This window comes from Pseudomonas sp. FJ2-5-13, assembly GCF_029201605.1.
Lineage (GTDB): Bacteria > Pseudomonadota > Gammaproteobacteria > Pseudomonadales > Pseudomonadaceae > Aquipseudomonas > Aquipseudomonas lactis.
On the sequence record NZ_CP104045.1, the window covers coordinates 4,573,774 to 4,592,418 of the forward strand.

The window sequence follows — 18,645 nt, forward strand, 5'->3', positions numbered from 1 at the left end:
CATCTGTTTTTATAGGCATCAAATCACTTGAATACACCACAGATCCATTGTGGGAGCGGGCTTGCTCGCGAATGCGGTATGTCATTCAACATTTGAAGTGACTGAACCACCGCTTTCGCGAGCAAGCCCGCTCCCACATTTAGATCAGCGTTATACCTGGCGTGAGCGTTGCCGGGACTATCAGGCTTGGCGTCTCCAGCGACGCCACCGGGTACGCGCAATAATCCGCCGCGTAATAGGCACTGGCGCGATGATTGCCCGACGCCCCGACACCACCGAACGGCGCGGTACTGGCGGCGCCGGTCAACTGCTTGTTCCAGTTGACGATACCGGCGCGGCTTTCCAGCCAGAACTGCTGGTAACGCGCTTCGGAGTCCGACAACAGGCCAGCGGCCAGGCCGTACTGGGTGTTGTTGGCCTCAGCGATGGCACCGGCAAAATCCGCGTAGCGGATCACCTGCAGCAGCGGGCCAAACAGCTCTTCGTCTTCACGTTCCGTCACAGCGGTCACGTCGATGATGCCAGGGGTCAGCAACGCGGCCTGAGCCTGAGGCTGGGTCATCTCCAGCAGCGCCACGGCGCCATTGGCCAACATCAGTTCCTGGGCTTGCATCAACGCTTTGGCCGCAGCAAGTGAAATCACCGAGCCCATGAACGGCGCCGGTTGCTGGTCGAAAGCACCTACTTCAATGCTCGCACTCACCGCCACCAGGCGCGCCAGCAAGGCATCGCCCCAGGCACCTTCAGGCACCAGCAAGCGGCGGGCACAGGTGCAACGCTGGCCTGCCGAGATAAACGCCGACTGGATGATGGTGTACACCGCCGCATCCACGTCGGCGACTTCGTCCACGACCAGCGGGTTATTACCGCCCATTTCCAGGGCCAGGATCTTGTCCGGGCGCCCGGAGAACTGCTGGTGCAAGTGGTTGCCGGTGCGGCTGGAACCGGTGAAGAACAGGCCGTCGATGCCTGGGTTGGCCGCCAGGGCGATGCCGGTTTCCCGCGCGCCTTGCAGCAGGTTCAGCACGCCCGCCGGCAAACCGGCTTCGACCCAGCACTGTACGGTCAGCTCGGCGACCTTGGGAGTCAGTTCGCTCGGCTTGAACAGCACGGTATTACCCGCCAGCAACGCCGGGACGATGTGCCCATTGGGCAAGTGCCCAGGGAAATTGTAAGGGCCGAACACCGCCACCACACCGTGGGGTTTGTGGCGCAACACAGCGGTGGCGTCGCCCAGGGGGCCGCTCTTCTCGCCGGTACGTTCGCGGTAGCTTTGCACCGAGATCGCAATCTTGTTGGCCATGCTGGTGACTTCGGTGGCTGATTCCCACAATGGCTTACCGGTCTCTTCGCCAATGCAGCGGGCGATTTCGTCGGCACGGCTTTTAAGCGTGGCGGCGAAGGTTTCCAGCACGCTGATGCGTTCTTCGAGCGAGCGCTTGGCCCATGCCGGGAATGCCTGGCGCGCAGCCTGCACGGCGGATTCGACCTGTTCGGCGCTGGCGCCATTGCCGGCCCACAGCACTTGCTGGGTCACCGGGTTGCGCGATTCAAACAGTTCACCCTGGCCAGCCAGCCAGCTACCTGCGATATACAGCGAATTCATTATTTCGACTCCCGAGCAGCAGACAACGCAACAGCACGCACTTGATCACCCACCACCAGTTGCAGGCGCTTGGCGGTCTGCGGATCGACCACCAGGGTGCCTGCCGCCAGCCGGGCCGGAGCGGCGGTGATACGGCACTCCTCGCGCTTGCGGTTATGAATCAGGAACGGCGTGGCGTCGTCCCCCGGTGTGCCGATGGCCAACACCAGTGACTGGCTGTCGCGCACCGCACGAATCTTGCTGGTTTCACATTCCACCGCCGGGCCAGCGTCGAAAATATCCACATAGCCTTGGTAGCTGAAGCCTTCGCTCTTGAGCATGCTCAGGGCCGGCTCGGTGTCCGGGTGGACCTTGCCGATCACATTGCGTGCGTCTTCGGAGAGAAAGCAGCTGTACAGCGGAAACTTGGGCATCAGCTCAGCGATAAACGCCTTGTTGCCCACGCCGGTGAGGTAGTCGGCCTGGCTGAACTCCATCTTGAAGAAGTGCCGGCCCAGGCTTTCCCAGAACGGCGAACGCCCGGCGTCGTTGGACACACCGCGCATCTCGGCAATGATCTTGTTGCCGAACAGTTGCGGGAACTCGGCGATAAACAACATGCGCGCCTTGGCCAGCATGCGACCGTTGAGGCCGTTGCGGTAATCGGCGTGCAAAAACAACGAGCACAACTCGGAATTACCAGTGAGGTCGTTAGCCAGGAACAGCGTCGGAATCTCACGGTAGATATTCAGTTCCTGGGACGCACTGACGGTCAGCCCCACCCGGAAGTTGTACCACGGCTCGCGCAGGCCGACGGCGCCAGCAATGGCGGAAATGCCCACCACGCGGCCTTCGTCGTTTTCCAGCACGAACAGGTAGTCGGCATCGCCGCGCCCGGCTTCGCCGCGAAAGGTTTTTTCCGCCCAGCCCACCCGGTGGGTCAGGCGCTCTTCGTTGGCCGGCAAGGTGGTAAGGCCGGTGCCAGTGCTGCGCGCCAGATCAATCAGGGCCGGTAAATCGCTGCTGCGTACGGGACGAACGATCATGCTATCTCCTCGAACGGGCCGCTGTTGTCAGCCACCCGCGAAACTCTCTTTTTAAACCGCAACCAGGCGCACGCTGGCGCCTTCGCCAACACCCAGCGCTTCGGCTGCTGCCAGGTCCAGGGTCACCGGCTTGCCGGGCGCGTAGTCCAGCTCCAGCATCACCGCACGGTAATCCTGCAACTGCGCGTTGCTCACCAGGTACTGGCGGCCAACACCCTTGACCATCTCGCCGATCTTCACCGGCACCACGCGGCTCTGGGCGATCGAGCGAATGCCCGAGACCCGGGCGTGCAGCGTCGGGCCACCGTCGAAGATGTCGATGTAATGGTCTGTCTCAAAGCCTTCACGCATCAGGATGTCGAAGGTGATTTGCGCACGCGGGTGCACCTGGCCCATGGCCTCTTGCGCTTCGTCCGGCAGCAGCGGTACGTAGATCGGATAGTGCGGCATCAGCTCGGCGAGAAAGGTGCGGCTTTTCAGCCCGCACAGGCGCTCGGCGGCGGCGTAGTTGAGGTCGAAGAAGTTGCGGCCGATGGCATCCCAGAACGGCGAGTCACCGTTCTCGTCGCTGTAGCCGACAATCTCGGTCACCACCGAGTCGGCAAAGCGCTCGGGATGGCTGGCAACAAACAGCAGGCGGCCACGGGAGTTGAGTTCCGACCACGGCGAACCGACCAGCTCAGGCACCACATAGAAGCTGGTGAGCAGGCTGTTGCCGGTAAGGTCGTGGCACTGGGAAAGCACGTGGATCTTGTTGTGGATCTTCAGCTCGCGGGAGGCGTGCACGAAGGTTTCGTTACGAAAGCTGTAGAACGGCTCGGAGTAACCGGCCGAGGCCACGATGGCCGAGCAGCCGGCAAGCTTGCCGGTCTCGGTGTCTTCCAGCACGAAGAAATAGCTCTCTTCACCGTTGAAACTCACCTCGGCGGCGAAGGACGCTTCGCTGGCCGCGATCTTGTCGCTCAGGCGTTCCACATCATCCGGCAAGGAGGTGACACCAATCGGGCTGTCCGCAGCCAGACGCTGTACCTCGCCCAGATCAGCCATTTGCGCGGGGCGCATCACCAGCATGGTGTCACTCCTTAACTCGAAAACTCACAGAAAAAAAAGCCAAACACACTGCTGAAAACAGTGAGGTCACGTGTGGGAGCGGGCTTGCTCGCGAATGCAGGGTGTCATTCAACATTTCAGGTGACTGAACCACTGCTTTCGCGAGCAAGCCCGCTCCCACATTTGATCTTCCACAGCTCCAACCAAGGGTCCGGCATACAAAATTTGTGCTCGGTACCGGGATCGCCAGGCACCGAACGGTCTATCAGGCTTGCGTCAACGTCTTCACAGCACGCTCAAAACGATTCAGGCCTTCATTGATGTCCGCCTCTTCCACCACCAGGCTCGGCGCAAAACGCACCACGTCGGGGCCGGCTTGCAGGATCATCACGTTCTCTTTTTCGGCCGCGTTGAACACGTCCTTGGCCTTGCCTTTGAAGGCATCACTGAGTACGCAACCGATCAACAAGCCCATGCCGCGAACCTGAGTGAAGATGCCGTACTGCTTGCCGATCTGCTCCAGGCGCGCCTTGAACAGGTCGTGCTTGGCATTCACACCCGCCAGCACTTCTGGGGTGTTGATCACGTCGATCACCGCTTCCGCTACCGCGCACGCCAGCGGGTTGCCGCCGTAGGTGGTGCCGTGGGTACCGACCACCAGGTGCTTGGCCAAGTCTTCACGGGTCAGCATCGCCGCAATCGGGAAACCGCCGCCCAGGCTCTTGGCGCTGGTGAGGATGTCGGGCGTCACGCCGTAGTGCTGGTAGGCAAACAGGTGGCCGGTGCGGCCCATGCCGGTTTGCACTTCGTCAAATACCAGCAGTGCGTCGTGAGCGTCGCACAGCTCGCGAGCGCCTTGCAGGTAAGCCAGCTCGGCCGGCAGTACACCGCCTTCGCCCTGGATCGGTTCCAGCACCACGGCGCAGGTCTTATCGGTCACCGCCGCTTTCAGCGCAGCCAGGTCGTTATAAGGAACGTGGGTGATGCCGGTGATTTTAGGCCCGAAACCATCGGAGTACTTCGACTGGCCACCGACGTTGACGGTGAACAGGGTACGGCCGTGGAAGCTGTTCAGCGCGGCAATGATCTCGTACTTCTCGCTGCCAAAACGGTCGAACGCCACGCGACGGGCGAGCTTGAAGGCGGCTTCGTTGGCTTCGGCGCCGGAGTTGCAGAAGAACACGCGCTCGGCAAAGGTGGCATCGATCAGCTTGTGGGCCAGGCGCAAGGCCGGCTCGTTGGTGAACACGTTCGAGACATGCCACAGCGTGTTGGCCTGTTCGGTCAGTGCACCGACCAGCGCCGGGTGCGCATGGCCCAATACGTTGACCGCGATGCCGCCGGCAAAGTCGATCAGCTCGCGACCGGCCTGGTCCCATACGCGCGAGCCTGCGCCGCGCACGGGGATAAAGGCAGCAGGTGCGTAGTTGGGCACCATCACTTGGTCGAAATCGGCACGTTGCACCGGGGCTTGCTCAACGGACATCGGAGTCTCCTGAAGAGGAACGCCTGCCTGGAACTGGCAAGCGATGCAGGGATTGTAAGGACAGTTTTCAGCGCCACCTTGTCGCCAAGCGACAACTTCTTATAGCGCCAACCCCGGTTTTACGCGGGTTTACGGCAATGCGACATATTGCGTCGCAATGGCGCAGTGTAAACGCTGCGCTCAGTGAGAGGCAGAGGCACGGCCCGCTGATTTTCGCCTAATGCCTTAACTATCTGCTGCCCGTGAACCCATCAGGCTTGCTGTGATGACAGTGACTCACCCCCACTGAAGGATCAGCCCCGTGCCCACGACAATCAGCCAACGCCTCGCAGTCGCCGCCACCCAAGTGCCTGCTGGGTTTCACACACGCCTGCCGGCCTGGCTGGCAAACGCCTCGGATGACAAGCGCCAAGCGTTGAAAACTGCGCCACTGGATGTCGCCGACTGGCAGGCCGACGCCAGCCGCCAGCAACACGCGCCCCTCAAGCAGGCGGTGGAGCAGAGTTGGACCGCGCAAAGCAAAGTAGACGCGGCACTCGCCGACCTCAAGACACCGCAGGCCTTCGCCGCGCCGCTTTTGCAACAGGCGCTCAAGACCCGCTGGGGCGTGGACATCGATGTCAGCACCACCCATCTGCGCCTGTATGCGCCCCTGACGATCCCACTGTTCCCCATAGAAACCGGCGGCGTCAAAGCCTGGACCGTGTCGCTGGTGGATGCCGCGCTGCACAACTTTGATGCAGCAGAAAGCAAGAAAGCTGCCTACACCGCAGACTCCAGCTTCATCACCCAACCCTCTGCCACCGGGCAATTCGACACCCTGCCCTCAGTAAACAGCAAAGTCAGCATCCAGGCCTTCATCCGGCTCTGCCGTGAACTGGACATCGGCACGCAATACCAGGCCTACCTCAAGACATTTTTCGGTTTCCAGGACGCCACCCGCAAGAGCGCGCTGCGCAGTACCGTCATCGAAAGCCTGAAGGCCGAGGCACAAGCCGCCGTGCACCTGGCGCGCCTGAAAAAGGACGGCAGCGAAGCCGTACTGCGCACGCTCCAGGCCCAGCTCAAAGGCATCAGCAGCCTGACACTGGAAGGCAAGACCCTGCTCAGCCACGACCTGAGCCTGATGGACGCGCCACTGGCCGGCATTGTGCTGTTCGCCGCCGACCTAGAACTGCACCACAGCGCAGTGCCCGTGGTGGCGTACATCCCCGGCGATCCGCAGGCACCGCTCAAGTATTACCGCGACGGCATTGCCTTCATTCAAGACCTGACCCGCAAATTGCGCGACGCCGATTACCAAGCGTTCTTCAGCCGCTTTATCAGCCACGAACACCGCGCCTACTTCTTTGCCAACCTCAATAACCGCTTGTCCCAGATAACCTGGCACCCCCCCATCCCCGGCGACCCCAGGCCGACCTGGCGCGCTGAACCGGTGGCCAACCCCAAGCTGCAATTGCACGCGACGAAAATCACGGGCGAGCTGTACGAACACCTCTATGAAAGCAAACTCAGCAGGCTGCTCAATGACGCACGCAATATTGCCGTGTCCACCGCCGACGCCGACAGCAAGGCACGCTGGCAACGTTGGGACGTCGTGGCAAAAATCGGCAAAACCCTGCTCGAAATCGTCACCTTCATCGCCACGCCGTTCATTCCCCCCCTGGGCCTGCTGATGCTTGGCTACACCGCCTATCAACTGCTCGACGACGTGTTCGAAGGCATCGTCGACTGGGCTGAAGGCCTCAAGCGCCAGGCGTTCGGGCACCTGATGTCGATCCTGGAGCAAATGGTGCAATTGGGTATGTTCGCGGTCGGCGCACCGATTGCCGAAGGGCTGCTACGCCAGGCACTGCCTCGGGAAGTCTGGGCGTTTTTCGAGCGCCTGCACCCGGTCACCTCGCACGACGGCAAAACGCGCCTGTGGAACCCGGACCTGAGCCCCTACGCCCACGACCTTCAGTTGCCCGCCGCCTCCCGCCCCCAGACCGATGGATTGCATACCTACGCGGACAAACAAATCCTGCCCCTCGATGGGCAACACTTCGCCGTCAAGCAACAAGCGGACAACACCGTGCTGGTGCACCCAAGCCACATGCATGCCTACCAACCGCCCATTATCGGTAATGGCAAGGGTGCCTGGTTGACCCCACTGGATCGCCCGCTGACCTGGGACCGCAGCACCTTGCTGCGCCGCCTCGGCCCGCCCGCCGAGAGCCTCAGCGAAACCGGCCTGGAACAGGCACAGCGTATCAGCAGCACCGACGATGGCGCCCTGCGCAAACTCTACATGGACCGCCAGCCGCCACCGCCGTTACTGGCCGACAGCCTCAAGCGCATTCACATCGACCAGCAACTGCAAGACTTCATCGACCAGATGAACAGCGATGACCCGCAGGTTTATCGAAAAGCCGACACGCAGACCCAACTCTGGCTGCTCAGCCAGACCGGCCTGTGGCCCGAAACCAAAACCCTGCGTTTTCTAAACGCCAAAGGCGAAACGGTATGGGAACACCCTGGCCGAGAAAATGCGGCAGTGGCGCAAATCCATGAAGCGCAGATGAACAACGGCGACCTGCTCAAGACCCTGCTGGAAACCCTCGACGAGCCAGAGCGCAAGACTTTGCTGGAAGAAGACTTTGGCACCCCCACCACCCAATTGCATGTGCGCGCCGCCAAGCTGCGCAAACAGCTGGCACGCAGAGCCGCGGATAAACGCGCTTCGATGTTCGACTCACGCTACCGAGGCCTGGAGCTGACCACCGATGCGCGCGTTCAGAAGGTCATCGACAGCACGCCCGGCCTGCCGGTCAGCGCGGCCGAGGAAGTGCTGCGCGGCGCCAGCGGCCAGGATCTGCTCGACATCGACCAGGGCACACTGCCTTCGCACCTGGTCGAACGTGCACGCTGGGCAGCCCATCAGGTCAGAATCAGCCGGGCGTATGAAGGCTTGTACATGAGCGCGCTGGAGAGCGGCGACACCCACCGACTCGCCCTGCACTCCCTGGAAAAACTGCCGGGCTGGTCGCCCCAGGTGCGCCTGGAAGTGCGCGATTTCAAGCGCACCGGCCAGTTGCACGATGCCATCGGCCCTGCCCAGGCGCCCATCCGACGCCTGTTGGTGCGCACCATCGAGGGTGATTACATTCCCGAAGACAGCAAGGGCACCCTGCTTGGCGAAACCGACTTCTACACCGCCGTGCTCCAGGCGCTGCCCGATGCGCAGCGCGACGCACTGAATATGCAGATCGGCCAAGGTACGCACCTGCGAGAAACCCTGCGCCAACATGCGCTGGCACGTGACGAGCTTGGCCCTCTGCTGGCCGAAGTGCCGCTGCTCAAACCGTCCTACGACCCCACCCTGATGCGCCTGCCCGGCGGCATGGAAGGTTACGATGCCAGCCCATCCACTGCCGGTGGCAGCAGCGGCGCTGCCTCGCTTGAGGCGCGGCTACACGAGTTGTACCCGCAACTGAGCCCCAACGAGCTGACCGCCGTACTCGCTGCCATGCACAACGACCCCGGTACGCCATTGGGTACCCTTCAATTCCTGAAGAACGAGTTCTCGCAGTTGGACGCCAGCCTCAGAGCCTGGCAGCAGAACGTGCCACAAACCCTTGTGGGCACTGACCTACCCCTGAGCCGCTGGCGAATTGCTTCTGAACAGCAGAATCGTCGGCTCTGGGCGCAACGGCTGATCAGCGCCTGGCGCCACGACACACCCCGGGACGCCGCGTTTGATAACGGGCACCTGTTGCAACTCAACCAACCCATTTACGGCGAACTGCCGACACTGGAGGCCAGCTTCGGGCACATCACCAGCCTGGAGTTGCTGGGCTACCTGACCACCCGTGGCACGCCGGCCTTCCTGGGGCGCTTTCCCGGGCTACGCCGGCTGGCTATCAGCGACATCGCCCTCAGAACACTGCCCGAGGAGGTCAGCGCTTTAACTCGCCTCAATGCTCTGGTATTGCGCAATTGCGAACTCAACCTCACCACCCCAAGCCGTGCAGCCCTGGCCAACCTGGCCGAGCTGCACATCCTGGACCTGTCCAACAACCCGCTGGCGCTGGCGCCCAATCTGGAAAACATGACCAACCTGCGTACGCTCAACCTGGCCCACTGCGGGATTTCCGTCTTCCCCTCCGGCCTGCTCAGTCGACCTCGGCTGGTCAGCGCCAACCTCAGCAACAACCTCCTGCGCAGACTGCCCGACGCCCTGTTTTCCCTGCCCGCCGGCGCCGCCAGGGCCTTCGACCTTTCCGGCAACCCACTCTCACGCACGACGCTTGAACGGATAAAAACCTACTGCCAGAACACCGGGGAACACTTTGGCGCCGACGCCAACCCAGCCGAGGTGCGCCTGGCTCACGCGCTTTACCCGACCTACAGCACCTACGAGACCCATCAATTTATCTTCAGGTTGCCAGGCGGGCTGGACGATTCAATGGCGACACTGGTGCGCCTCAAGGCCGACTACGAACGCCTGCAGGCCGACCTGCAAGAATGGGTGGCGGATGTGCCCGCGCGCTACCCGTTCACGGACGTGCCTATGGATGAACAGGTTCGCGCACAGCAGCAGCTCATGCGCGGGGAAATAAGAGGCCTGCTGGAGCAAGTGTGGCGACGCGAGAGCGACCTGGACTTCAGTCATGACACGCTGGCCCAAACCCATCAAATGGTCCTGACGTTGCCACTGTTGGGCGACCTGCCGAAACTGAATGTGGATTTCAAGCACGTTTCCAAGCTAGAACTGAGGGCGCAAGAAACCACCTCGATACCCGAAGGCTTTCTGGAACGTTTCCCCAACCTGGAGAGCCTGCTGATTGACCGCTATGCCCTGAAAGACATACCCGCGGCCGTCTTCAAGCTGCCCAAGCTCACTACGCTCAGCTTGACGCAATGCCAACTGCGGCTGACCCCCGAAAGTGTCGCCGCGTTGAGCGACCTGCACGACCTGAACTACCTGGACCTGGGCGATAACCCACTGGGGCTGACCCCCGATGTCAGCAACATGTCCGGCCTGGAGACCTTGATGATGGAAAACGCCGGGCTTACTGAAGTGCCGCGCGGCGCATTCAACCTGACGTCGCTCACCCAACTGAACCTGAGCGATAACCGTATCACCGAGTTGCCCACCGACCTGATTGAAGTGGACCCGGACGCAGCGGCAGGCTTTGATCTGAGCGACAACCCCTTCTCACCCGAGGCGCTTGCCACGCTGCGTCGCTATTACAACCGCACGGCGGTGGATTTCGACGTCGCGCAAGCCAGGCAACCGGCGCCAGACGACGCTGGCTCAAGCTCTGCGACTTCATCCGAAACAGACAACGAACCCTGAGCGCCGCTCAACCGCGCTCGGAGGGCACCGACGATAACTCGAACGGGCTGCTGCTGCGCCGCTGGTTACGGTCTTCGCGAGGGGTGGCGCCGAAGAAATTGCGGTAGGCGCTGGAGAAGTGCGGCCCCGAGGAGAAGCCGCACGACAGGCCGATCTGGATGATCGACTTGCTGGTTTGCATCAACATCTGGCGCGCCTTGTTCAGGCGCAATTCCAGGTAGTACTGGCTGGGGACGCGGTTGAGGTATTGCTTGAAGATCCGTTCAAGCTGTCGTCGTGAGACGCACACGTGCTGGGCGATTTCGTCGGTGGTCAGCGGTTCTTCGATATTGGCCTCCATCAACAAAACCGCCTGGGTCAGCTTCGGATGGCTGGAACCCAGGCGGTTTTGCAATGGAATACGCTGGCGCTCGCCGCCTTCGCGGATGCGTTCTACTACCAATTCTTCGGACACCGCACCGGCCAGCTCCGCACCGTGGTCACGGGCCAATACCGCCAGCAGCAGGTCGAGTACCGACATGCCGCCGCAGGCAGTGAGGCGATCACGATCCCAGTCGAACAAATGGCTGGTGGCAATGACCTTGGGGAACCGCTCGGCGAAATCGTCCTGCCAGCGCCAGTGCACGGCGGCGCGGTAGCCATCGAGCAGGCCCAGTTGGGCCAACGGGTACACACCCGCCGACAAGCCGCCGATTACACACCCTGCCCGAACAAGCTGCTTGAGCGCGGAACTCAGTGGCGAAGCGATGACCGTCGGCGGTTCGTCGGCCAACAGGAACAGCTTCTGAAAGCCTTCCAGCTTACCGGCCCACGGCTCACCCGGCAGTTGCCAGGCACCTTCGACGGCGGGTTCGGCGAGCAAAAACGACAGCTCGTAGATCACATCCGGATGCACCCGCTGGGCAACGCGCAAGGCCTCCTCAGCCAGCGCAAGCGTAAGGGCTTTTGTGCTGGGCCAAATCAGGAAACCAATTTTGTGGGCGGTCATGGAGTGCTATCCGGAGCGAAAACAGTGAAAGAAGCTGTGGGCCAATGCTAGCCCGTAAACCAACACAAATCTCAAAAACAATGAAGGCCTGCCCTACTGTAGGAGCGAGCTTGCTCGCGAAAAACCTGAGAACGCCACGGGGTATCAAGCTTGCCGCGTTATCGTTGACGATCTTCGCGAGCAAGCTCGCTCCTACAGGGGGTGGGTGGCCACCTTGATTATTTCAAACTGCCAGAGAGAAACTGCTGCAAACGCTCCGACTGCGGGTTCACCAGCACTTCCCGCGGGTTGCCACGCTCTTCAACCACGCCTTTGTGCAAAAACACCAGTTGGTTCGACACTTCGCGGGCAAAGCCCATTTCGTGGGTCACCACCACCATGGTGCGGCCTTCCTGGGCCAGGTCCTGCATCACCTTGAGTACTTCGCCTACCAGCTCCGGGTCGAGTGCCGAGGTCGGTTCGTCGAACAGCATTACCTCCGGCTCCATCGCCAGGGCGCGGGCAATCGCTACGCGCTGCTGCTCACCGCCGGACATATGGCCGGGGAACGCATCCTTACGATGGCCCACGCCGACCTTGGCCAGATAGTGCTCAGCCTTTTCACGCGCTTCTTTCTTCGATACGCCCAGCACGTGCACCGGGGCTTCCATCACGTTTTCAAGCGCGGTCATGTGCGACCACAGGTTGAAATGCTGGAACACCATGGACAGGCGCGAACGCATGCGCTGCAACTGCTTGGGGTCGGCGGCCTTCATGGCGCCGTCTTTGTTGGCGACCAGTTTGAGCTCTTCGTTATTGAGCAGAATCTTGCCGGCGTGGGGTTGCTCGAGCAGGTTGATGCAGCGCAAAAAAGTACTTTTGCCCGAACCGCTGGAGCCGATGATGCTGATCACATCACCGGCGGCGGCGGCCAGGGATACGCCTTTGAGCACTTCATGACTGCCATAGCGTTTATGCAGGTCTTGGACTTCAAGCTTGTACATGCGGTCGGTTCTCACAAAAACAGGTGGTCAGTCGTTGAGCAAGCGCCCGCAGCGCAGCGCTTCGCGCCCCGCCACCTTGGCCAGCCAGAAACCCGCTTGGGCATAACGTAGCCGTTCAACGGCAAACAACACCCCCGAGGTGCCCGCGCAAATAGTGCTTACGCGGTCGGTGAGGGGGTCAATCACTTCAAAAATCTCATCGCCGGTTTCTACCCAGTCGCCAGCTTTACGCAGGTAACTGATCACCCCGGCGTGGGGCGCGAACAACAACTCGGTGCCTTCGAACGGCACGCCTTCGCACGGCTCAAACTGCGGCGCCGGCCATTGGCCTTTGATCAGGCCCTGCTCGGCGAGAAAGGCCAGGATGCCTTCGGCGTGGAAGATCGCTTCATCACGGCCGGTATCAGCCTGGCCGCCCAGCTCCAAGGTCGTCGCCAGACAGGCCAGCGGAATCTGCGCCTCGGGGAACATGCGCGACAAACGCAGCCATGGCAACGAGCACGCTTCGTCAAATGAACTGCCGCCGGAATCTTCCGCCAGCAGGCCGACCTTCACATTCAAATGTGCCGACAACGAACACCACTGCGGCCAATGCTGGGGCAGCGCGTACATATGCAGCGCGGCTTCAGCGTCGCAATGCAGGTCAAGCACCACATCGGCGGTGCAGGCGTGGCTCAGCAGGACGCGTTGCATGCCTTGCAACTGGCTGCTCGGTTCGGGCAAGGCGTCGAGCGCATCGCTCATGGCCTGGCGGATCAGGCGCACATTGGCGTGCGGGTCATCACCCAGCTTGCCTTGCAGCAACTCGGCCACCGGCTCGCTCAGCTCGACAAAATCGCGGTTGAAATTCTTGCCGCTGCCGACTTCGAAACGCCCCTGGTGGCTGCCCTGCAACAACTGGCCGAGGCCCATCGGGTTGGCGACCGGCACCAACTCGATCACGCCATTGAGCGCGCCTTGCTGTTCCAGCGCCACAAGGCGCTTTTTCAGTTCCCAGGCGGCGCGCATGCCAGGCAATTCATCGGCGTGCAGGCTGGCCTGGATATAGGCCTTGCGCTCGCCGCTGCCGAAACGAAACACGCTCAGTTGGCGCTCGCAGCCCAGGTGCCCCCAGGGCAGCAGATGATCGATACGTTCCATATCAGTGCTTCCGTGGAGCCAGGTAGCTCAGCCAGCGGCGCTCGGCCAACTTGAACAGGCGCACCAGGATGAAGGTCAGGCACAGGTAGAACACGCCAGCGGTGATATAGGCTTCGAACGGCAGGTAGTACTGGGCGTTCACCGTGCGCGCGGCACCGGTGATGTCGATCAGCGTGACGATGGAGGCCAGGCTGGTGGTCTGCAGCATCATGATCACTTCGTTGCTGTACTGCGGCAGCGCGCGGCGCAGGGCCGACGGCAACAGGATGCGGCGGTACAGCTTGTAGCGCGACATGCCCATGGCCTTGGCCGCTTCGATCTCACCGTTAGGCGTGGCCTTGAGGCTGCCGGCGATGATCTCGGCGGTGTAGGCGCTGGTGTTGATGGCAAACGCCAGGCACGCACAGAACGTGGCACTGGACAGCAGCGGCCACAGGAAGCTCTCGCGCACCACTTCGAACTGCGCCAGGCCGTAGTAGATCAAAAACAACTGCACCAGCATCGGCGTGCCGCGGATCACATAGGTATAGAGCCAGGCCACGCCGTTGACGACAGGCTGCTTGGACACTCGCATCAAGCCCAGGGGCAAGGCGGCGAGCAGGCCGAAGAACAGCGAGATGGCGAGCAGTTTCAGGGTGGTCAGCAAGCCGCCAAGGTACAGCGGCATGGCCTCCCAGATGACGTTGTAGTCGAAGATCATAGATCAGCCGCCCTTACGCCTACCGAGTAGCGCTTCTCAAGGTAACGCAAGGCCAGCAACGACACGCTGGTGATCACCAGGTACATCGCCGCCACTGCGAGGAAGAAGGTAAAAGGCTCGCGGGTGGCGTCTGCCGCCTGCTTGGCCTTGAACATCATGTCTTGCAGACCCACCACCGAAATCAGCGCGGTGGCCTTGGTCAATACCAGCCAGTTGTTGGTAAACCCGGGGATCGCCAGCCGAATCATCTGCGGCACCATCACCCGGAAAAACACCTGGAAGCTGCTCATGCCATACGCCAGGCCGGCTTCAGCCTGGCCCTTGGGAATGGCCATGAAGGCGCCACGGAAAGTTTCCGACAGGTAGGCGCCAAAGATGAAACCCAGGGTGCCGATACCGGCGGCCAGGGGGTTCAAGTCGATATAGTCGTCAAAGCCCAGCAAGGGCGCGACGCGGTTGAGCAAGTCCTGACCGCCGTAGAAAATCAGCAGGATCAGCACCAGGTCGGGGATCCCGCGGATCACCGTGGAGTACAGGTCGCCCAGCCAAGCCAGCCAGCGTACCGGCGACAGGCGTAGCGCGACCCCGATCAGACCCAGAACAATGGCCAAGGCCATGGACGACAAGGCGAGCTGAAGCGTCAACCATGCGCCATCGAGGATGACGGCCCCGTAGCCTTTCAACATGATTCAGGTCCTCGAAAAGGGGGATGAAAAAATGGCGCAAACTTCAGGATGACTGTTGCTTGCGCCATTTCGGACGGACAGCTGCGATGAGTTACTTGGCGTCAGCGCCGTAAATATCGAAGTCGAAGTACTTGTCCTGGATTTTCTTGTATTCGCCGTTGGCACGGATCGCAGCGATGGCCGCATTGATGCGCTCAAGGTTTTCCTTGTCGCCTTTGCGCACTGCGATGCCGATACCGTCACCGAAGTATTTGGCTTCGGTGAACGATGGGCCTACAAACGCGTAGCCTTTGCCGGCGTCGGTTTTCAGGAAACCGTCTTGCAGCAGGGTGGCGTCAGCCACGGTACCGTCGAGACGACCGGCGGCCACATCCAGGTAGATTTCGTTCTGGGTGCTGTAGCCCTTGATATTCGCGCCTTTTGGCGCCAGGACTTCACGGGCGAAACGGTCGTGGATCGAACCGCGCTGCACACCGATCGTCTTGCCTTTGAGCTCATCCAAGCCGTCGCTGACGGCGGTGCCTTCCTTCATCACCAGGCGCGCTGGGGACAGGTAGTAGCGGGTGGTGAAGTCCACGGATTTCTTGCGGTCGTCAGTGATCGACATGGACGACAGGATCGCGTCGATCTTGCGCACTTTGAGTGCCGGGATCAGACCATCGAATTCCTGCTCGACCCAGGTGCACTTGACGTCCATCTGCTTGCACAGGGCGTTGCCGATATCGTAGTCAAAACCGACGATGCTGCCATCCGGCGCCTTCGAGGCAAACGGAGGGTAAGCCGCTTCGATACCAATTTTCAGCGGCTTGCCTTCGGCGAAAGCCTGCATGGACAGCACGGACAGCGCCAGGGCGCCCAACAGCACGAGTTTCTTCATCTTGGGACTCCATCGGTATAGGGCAAAAACAGCAGTATGAGCCATGGCCCACGATGCGGCGAAGGTGTAACCGAATAGCGGTGCTGCGTCCTGCGCGGGCGACACCTGCGACGACGAGCGAGTGATCGGCATTCTAACGACAGGCCGGAAGCCGATATTTCCTCAATGCGACAACAATTTACAGAAGCACTGAGAAAGCGGTTCCAGCTCATTGACAGCCTCTGAATTTTATGCAGAGACAAAAGATATTAAACCTGATGATGCTGCAAATTGCGGGCCTATTATTCGCAAACCCTTCTAGCACGGCAAGTCTGGCGTTTAATCTTATTTTTCAGGGTGTCTAGAACGCGGTTTTTCGGGGCGTAGGCGTGGTCCATCGCCCCAGGTTTGTGCGGGCGGTTACACATTTGAGCGGGTCGGTAACATTCAGAAACGTCCTACGATGAAAACCGATATTTATTGGTTTGGTTGGAATGCGGCTCTGTCAGACCACCGCCCATACCCCCCTTATGAAATACGATCTGAACTGTGGGAGCTGGCTTGCCTGCGATAGCGGTGTGTCAGCCAGCCAACCTTTGCCTGACACGACCTCATCGCAGGCAAGCCAGCTCCCACACTGAACCTCGGTATTTCATGAGTACCAAAAAAAGCCCCACCCGGCTTGCACCGAATGGGGCCCGTGTCCCACCTACCCCGCTTAAGCGACGTTCATGGTCTTGTGCGTTTCAATCAAATGCGCCACCACGCTCGGATCTGCCAGGGTAGAGATATCCCCCAAGCCATCGTATTCAGCCGTGGCGATCTTGCGCAAAATGCGCCGCATGATTTTCCCCGAGCGCGTTTTCGGCAGCCCTGGTGCCCACTGGATTACATCCGGCGAGGCAATCGGCCCGATTTCCTTGCGCACCCAGTTTTTCAGCTCCAGGCGCAGCGCTTCATTGGGCTCTTCGCCATTTTTCAGGGTGACGTACACATAGATGCCCTGCCCCTTGATGTCGTGGGGCACGCCCACCACCGCCGCCTCGGCGACTTTCGGGTGGGCAACCATGGCGCTCTCGATCTCGGCGGTGCCCATGCGGTGGCCGGACACGTTCAACACGTCATCCACACGGCCCGTGATCCACCAGTAGCCGTCCTCATCGCGACGCGCGCCGTCACCGGTGAAGTACATGCCGCGGAAGGTCTTGAAGTAGGTGTCGACAAAACGGTCATGGTCGCCGTACAGGGTACGCGCCTGGCCTGGCCAGGAATCCAGAATCACCAGATTGCCCTCGGCGGCGCCTTCGATGATGTTGCCCAGGTTATCCACCAGCGCCGGCACCACCCCGAAGAACGGCCGCGCTGCCGAACCCGGCTTCAGCGCATGGGCGCCCGGCAGCGGGCTCATCAGCGTGGCGCCGGTTTCGGTCTGCCACCAGGTGTCGACGATCGGGCAACGGGATTGGCCGACGTTCTTGTAGTACCAGTCCCAGGCTTCCGGGTTGATCGGCTCGCCCACCGAACCCAGCAGACGCAGGCTGCTGCCATCGGCGCCTTCGCAGGCCGCGGTGCCGGAGGCCATCATGGCGCGGATCGCGGTTGGTGCGGTGTAGAGGATGTTGACCTTGTGCTTGTCGACGATCTTCGCCACGCGGGTGATGTCCGGGTAGTTCGGCACGCCTTCGAACAGCAGCGTGGTCGCGCCATTGGCCAGCGGGCCGTAGACGATGTAGGTGTGGCCAGTGACCCAACCGACGTCGGCGGTGCACCAATAGATTTCGCCCGGGCGATAGTCGAATACGCGCTCGTGGGTCAGGGCCGCATAGAGCAGGTAGCCACCGGTGGTGTGCTGCACGCCCTTAGGCTTGCCGGTAGAGCCGGAGGTATAGAGGATGAACAGCGCTTCTTCGGCGCCCATCTCTTTTGGCGCGCAGACGGTGCCCGCCACTTTCATCAGGTCTTCGTACCAGATGTCGCGATGCTGGTTCCACTTGATCGCGCCATTGGTGCGCTTGCACACGATCACCTTCTGGATGCTGCTGGTTTCCGGGTTGGTCAGTGCGTCGTCGACGTTAGCCTTCAGCGGAATCTTCTTACCGGCACGGATGCCTTCGTCTGCGGTAATCACCACTTTCGACTTACAGTCGATGATGCGACCAGCCAGGGCTTCCGGCGAGAAACCGCCAAACACCACCGAATGGATCGCGCCAATGCGGGTACAGGCCAGCATGGCGACCACGGCTTCGGGGATCATCGGCATATAGATAGTCACCACGTCGCCGCGATGCACATCCTGGCCGCGCAGGGCGTTGGCAAACTTGCAGACTTCTTCATGCAGCTCGCGGTAGGTGATGTTGCGGCTCTCGGCAGGGTCATCGCCCTCCCAGATGATCGCGATCTGGTCGCCACGTTCGGCGAGGTGACGGTCCAGGCAATTGTAGGAAACGTTCAGGGTGCCATCGGCGAACCATTTGATGTCGACATGGTGGTCGTCGAAAGAGGTCTGCTTGACCGCGGTGAAAGGCTTGACCCAGTCAAGGCGCTTGGCTTGCTCACGCCAGAAGCCATCGGGGTTGACCACCGACTGCTGGTACATGGCCTTGTAGGTCGCCTCGTCGGTCAGCGTGTTGGCTGCTACTTCGGGGCGAACGGGGTACAGGGAAGCCGCACTCATCTTTCTTACCTCGGTGACATAGTTGTTGTTGTATGGCCCCTGTTGTAGCCGGGGTGGGCCTATAGAACCATTCGACGATGGTAGTAACAAGACCCTACAAATTGCCCTGC

12 protein-coding genes and 1 pseudogene are annotated in these 18,645 nt (G+C 61.1%); 1 reads left to right on the plus strand and 12 read right to left on the minus strand.

The features are described from left to right. Positions 1–139: 139 nt before the first annotated feature. The 4 genes from astD to N2A98_RS20215 all read right to left on the minus strand — a co-directional run bounded on the left by astD (position 140) and on the right by N2A98_RS20215 (position 5,167). On the minus strand, positions 140–1,609 hold the full coding sequence (astD, locus tag N2A98_RS20200) for a succinylglutamate-semialdehyde dehydrogenase (RefSeq protein WP_161794298.1): 1,470 nt from the start codon (positions 1,607–1,609) through the stop codon (positions 140–142). Then, on the minus strand, positions 1,606–2,631 hold the full coding sequence (astA, locus tag N2A98_RS20205; RefSeq protein ID WP_003193612.1) for an arginine N-succinyltransferase: 1,026 nt from the start codon (positions 2,629–2,631) through the stop codon (positions 1,606–1,608). Before astA ends, astD begins: the two co-directional genes overlap by 4 nt. A gap of 51 nt (positions 2,632–2,682) precedes the next feature. Next, complete coding sequence (gene aruF / locus N2A98_RS20210; protein WP_003175655.1) at positions 2,683–3,702, minus strand: arginine/ornithine succinyltransferase subunit alpha; 1,020 nt, start codon at positions 3,700–3,702, stop codon at positions 2,683–2,685. A gap of 244 nt (positions 3,703–3,946) precedes the next feature. Further along, positions 3,947–5,167: an aspartate aminotransferase family protein gene (locus N2A98_RS20215; protein ID WP_275622555.1), complete on the minus strand. Its 1,221-nt coding sequence runs from the start codon at positions 5,165–5,167 to the stop codon at positions 3,947–3,949. 301 nt (positions 5,168–5,468) lie between these two features. On the opposite strand from N2A98_RS20215, the gene N2A98_RS20220 reads away from it, so the two are divergent. Then, on the plus strand, positions 5,469–10,508 hold the full coding sequence (locus tag N2A98_RS20220) for a DUF6543 domain-containing protein (protein WP_275622556.1): 5,040 nt from the start codon (positions 5,469–5,471) through the stop codon (positions 10,506–10,508). A 7-nt stretch (positions 10,509–10,515) separates the two neighbouring features. Here the strand turns inward: N2A98_RS20220 and argR are convergent, their stop codons facing one another. From argR to acs, 8 genes and pseudogenes are all read right to left on the minus strand, one after another. Then, positions 10,516–11,496: a transcriptional regulator ArgR gene (gene argR / locus N2A98_RS20225; protein WP_014719597.1), complete on the minus strand. Its 981-nt coding sequence runs from the start codon at positions 11,494–11,496 to the stop codon at positions 10,516–10,518. 97 nt (positions 11,497–11,593) lie between these two features. After that, a pseudogene (locus N2A98_RS20230) lies at positions 11,594–11,680 on the minus strand (outer membrane lipoprotein carrier protein LolA); the annotation flags it as partial. Positions 11,681–11,714: 34 nt separating this feature from the next. Next, positions 11,715–12,479: an ATP-binding cassette domain-containing protein gene (locus N2A98_RS20235; protein ID WP_003193620.1), complete on the minus strand. Its 765-nt coding sequence runs from the start codon at positions 12,477–12,479 to the stop codon at positions 11,715–11,717. A 27-nt stretch (positions 12,480–12,506) separates the two neighbouring features. Further along, the gene (locus N2A98_RS20240) at positions 12,507–13,619 is read right to left on the minus strand and encodes a succinylglutamate desuccinylase/aspartoacylase family protein (RefSeq protein ID WP_275622557.1); all 1,113 of its coding nucleotides are present in this window, start codon (positions 13,617–13,619) and stop codon (positions 12,507–12,509) included. A gap of 1 nt (position 13,620) precedes the next feature. Then, entirely contained in the window at positions 13,621–14,319 is a 699-nt protein-coding gene (locus N2A98_RS20245; RefSeq protein ID WP_005790641.1) for an ABC transporter permease, read from the minus strand. Continuing rightward, positions 14,316–15,005: an ABC transporter permease gene (locus tag N2A98_RS20250; protein ID WP_003193627.1), complete on the minus strand. Its 690-nt coding sequence runs from the start codon at positions 15,003–15,005 to the stop codon at positions 14,316–14,318. The genes N2A98_RS20245 and N2A98_RS20250 overlap by 4 nt, the downstream gene beginning before the upstream one ends. Before the next feature lie 91 nt (positions 15,006–15,096). After that, positions 15,097–15,882 (minus strand): ABC transporter substrate-binding protein, encoded by a 786-nt coding sequence (locus tag N2A98_RS20255; RefSeq protein WP_275622558.1) that lies wholly within the window; start codon positions 15,880–15,882, stop codon positions 15,097–15,099. Between the two features lie 697 nt (positions 15,883–16,579). Then, positions 16,580–18,535: an acetate--CoA ligase gene (gene acs, locus N2A98_RS20260; RefSeq protein ID WP_005790645.1), complete on the minus strand. Its 1,956-nt coding sequence runs from the start codon at positions 18,533–18,535 to the stop codon at positions 16,580–16,582. Between the last annotated feature and the right edge of the window lie 110 nt (positions 18,536–18,645).

What these genes read in the sequence shown, in the direction of transcription:
- N2A98_RS20235 (WP_003193620.1), bottom strand. Translation starts at nt 12,479, where the DNA reads ATGTACAAGCTTGAAGTCCAAGACCTGCATAAACGCTATGGCAGTCAT.
- N2A98_RS20215 (WP_275622555.1), bottom strand. Translation starts at nt 5,167, where the DNA reads ATGTCCGTTGAGCAAGCCCCGGTGCAACGTGCCGATTTCGACCAAGTG.
- N2A98_RS20245 (WP_005790641.1), bottom strand. Translation starts at nt 14,319, where the DNA reads ATGATCTTCGACTACAACGTCATCTGGGAGGCCATGCCGCTGTACCTT.
- astA (WP_003193612.1), bottom strand. Translation starts at nt 2,631, where the DNA reads ATGATCGTTCGTCCCGTACGCAGCAGCGATTTACCGGCCCTGATTGAT.
- N2A98_RS20255 (WP_275622558.1), bottom strand. Translation starts at nt 15,882, where the DNA reads ATGAAGAAACTCGTGCTGTTGGGCGCCCTGGCGCTGTCCGTGCTGTCC.
- argR (WP_014719597.1), bottom strand. Translation starts at nt 11,496, where the DNA reads ATGACCGCCCACAAAATTGGTTTCCTGATTTGGCCCAGCACAAAAGCC.
- acs (WP_005790645.1), bottom strand. Translation starts at nt 18,535, where the DNA reads ATGAGTGCGGCTTCCCTGTACCCCGTTCGCCCCGAAGTAGCAGCCAAC.
- N2A98_RS20250 (WP_003193627.1), bottom strand. Translation starts at nt 15,005, where the DNA reads ATGTTGAAAGGCTACGGGGCCGTCATCCTCGATGGCGCATGGTTGACG.
- aruF (WP_003175655.1), bottom strand. Translation starts at nt 3,702, where the DNA reads ATGCTGGTGATGCGCCCCGCGCAAATGGCTGATCTGGGCGAGGTACAG.
- N2A98_RS20240 (WP_275622557.1), bottom strand. Translation starts at nt 13,619, where the DNA reads ATGGAACGTATCGATCATCTGCTGCCCTGGGGGCACCTGGGCTGCGAG.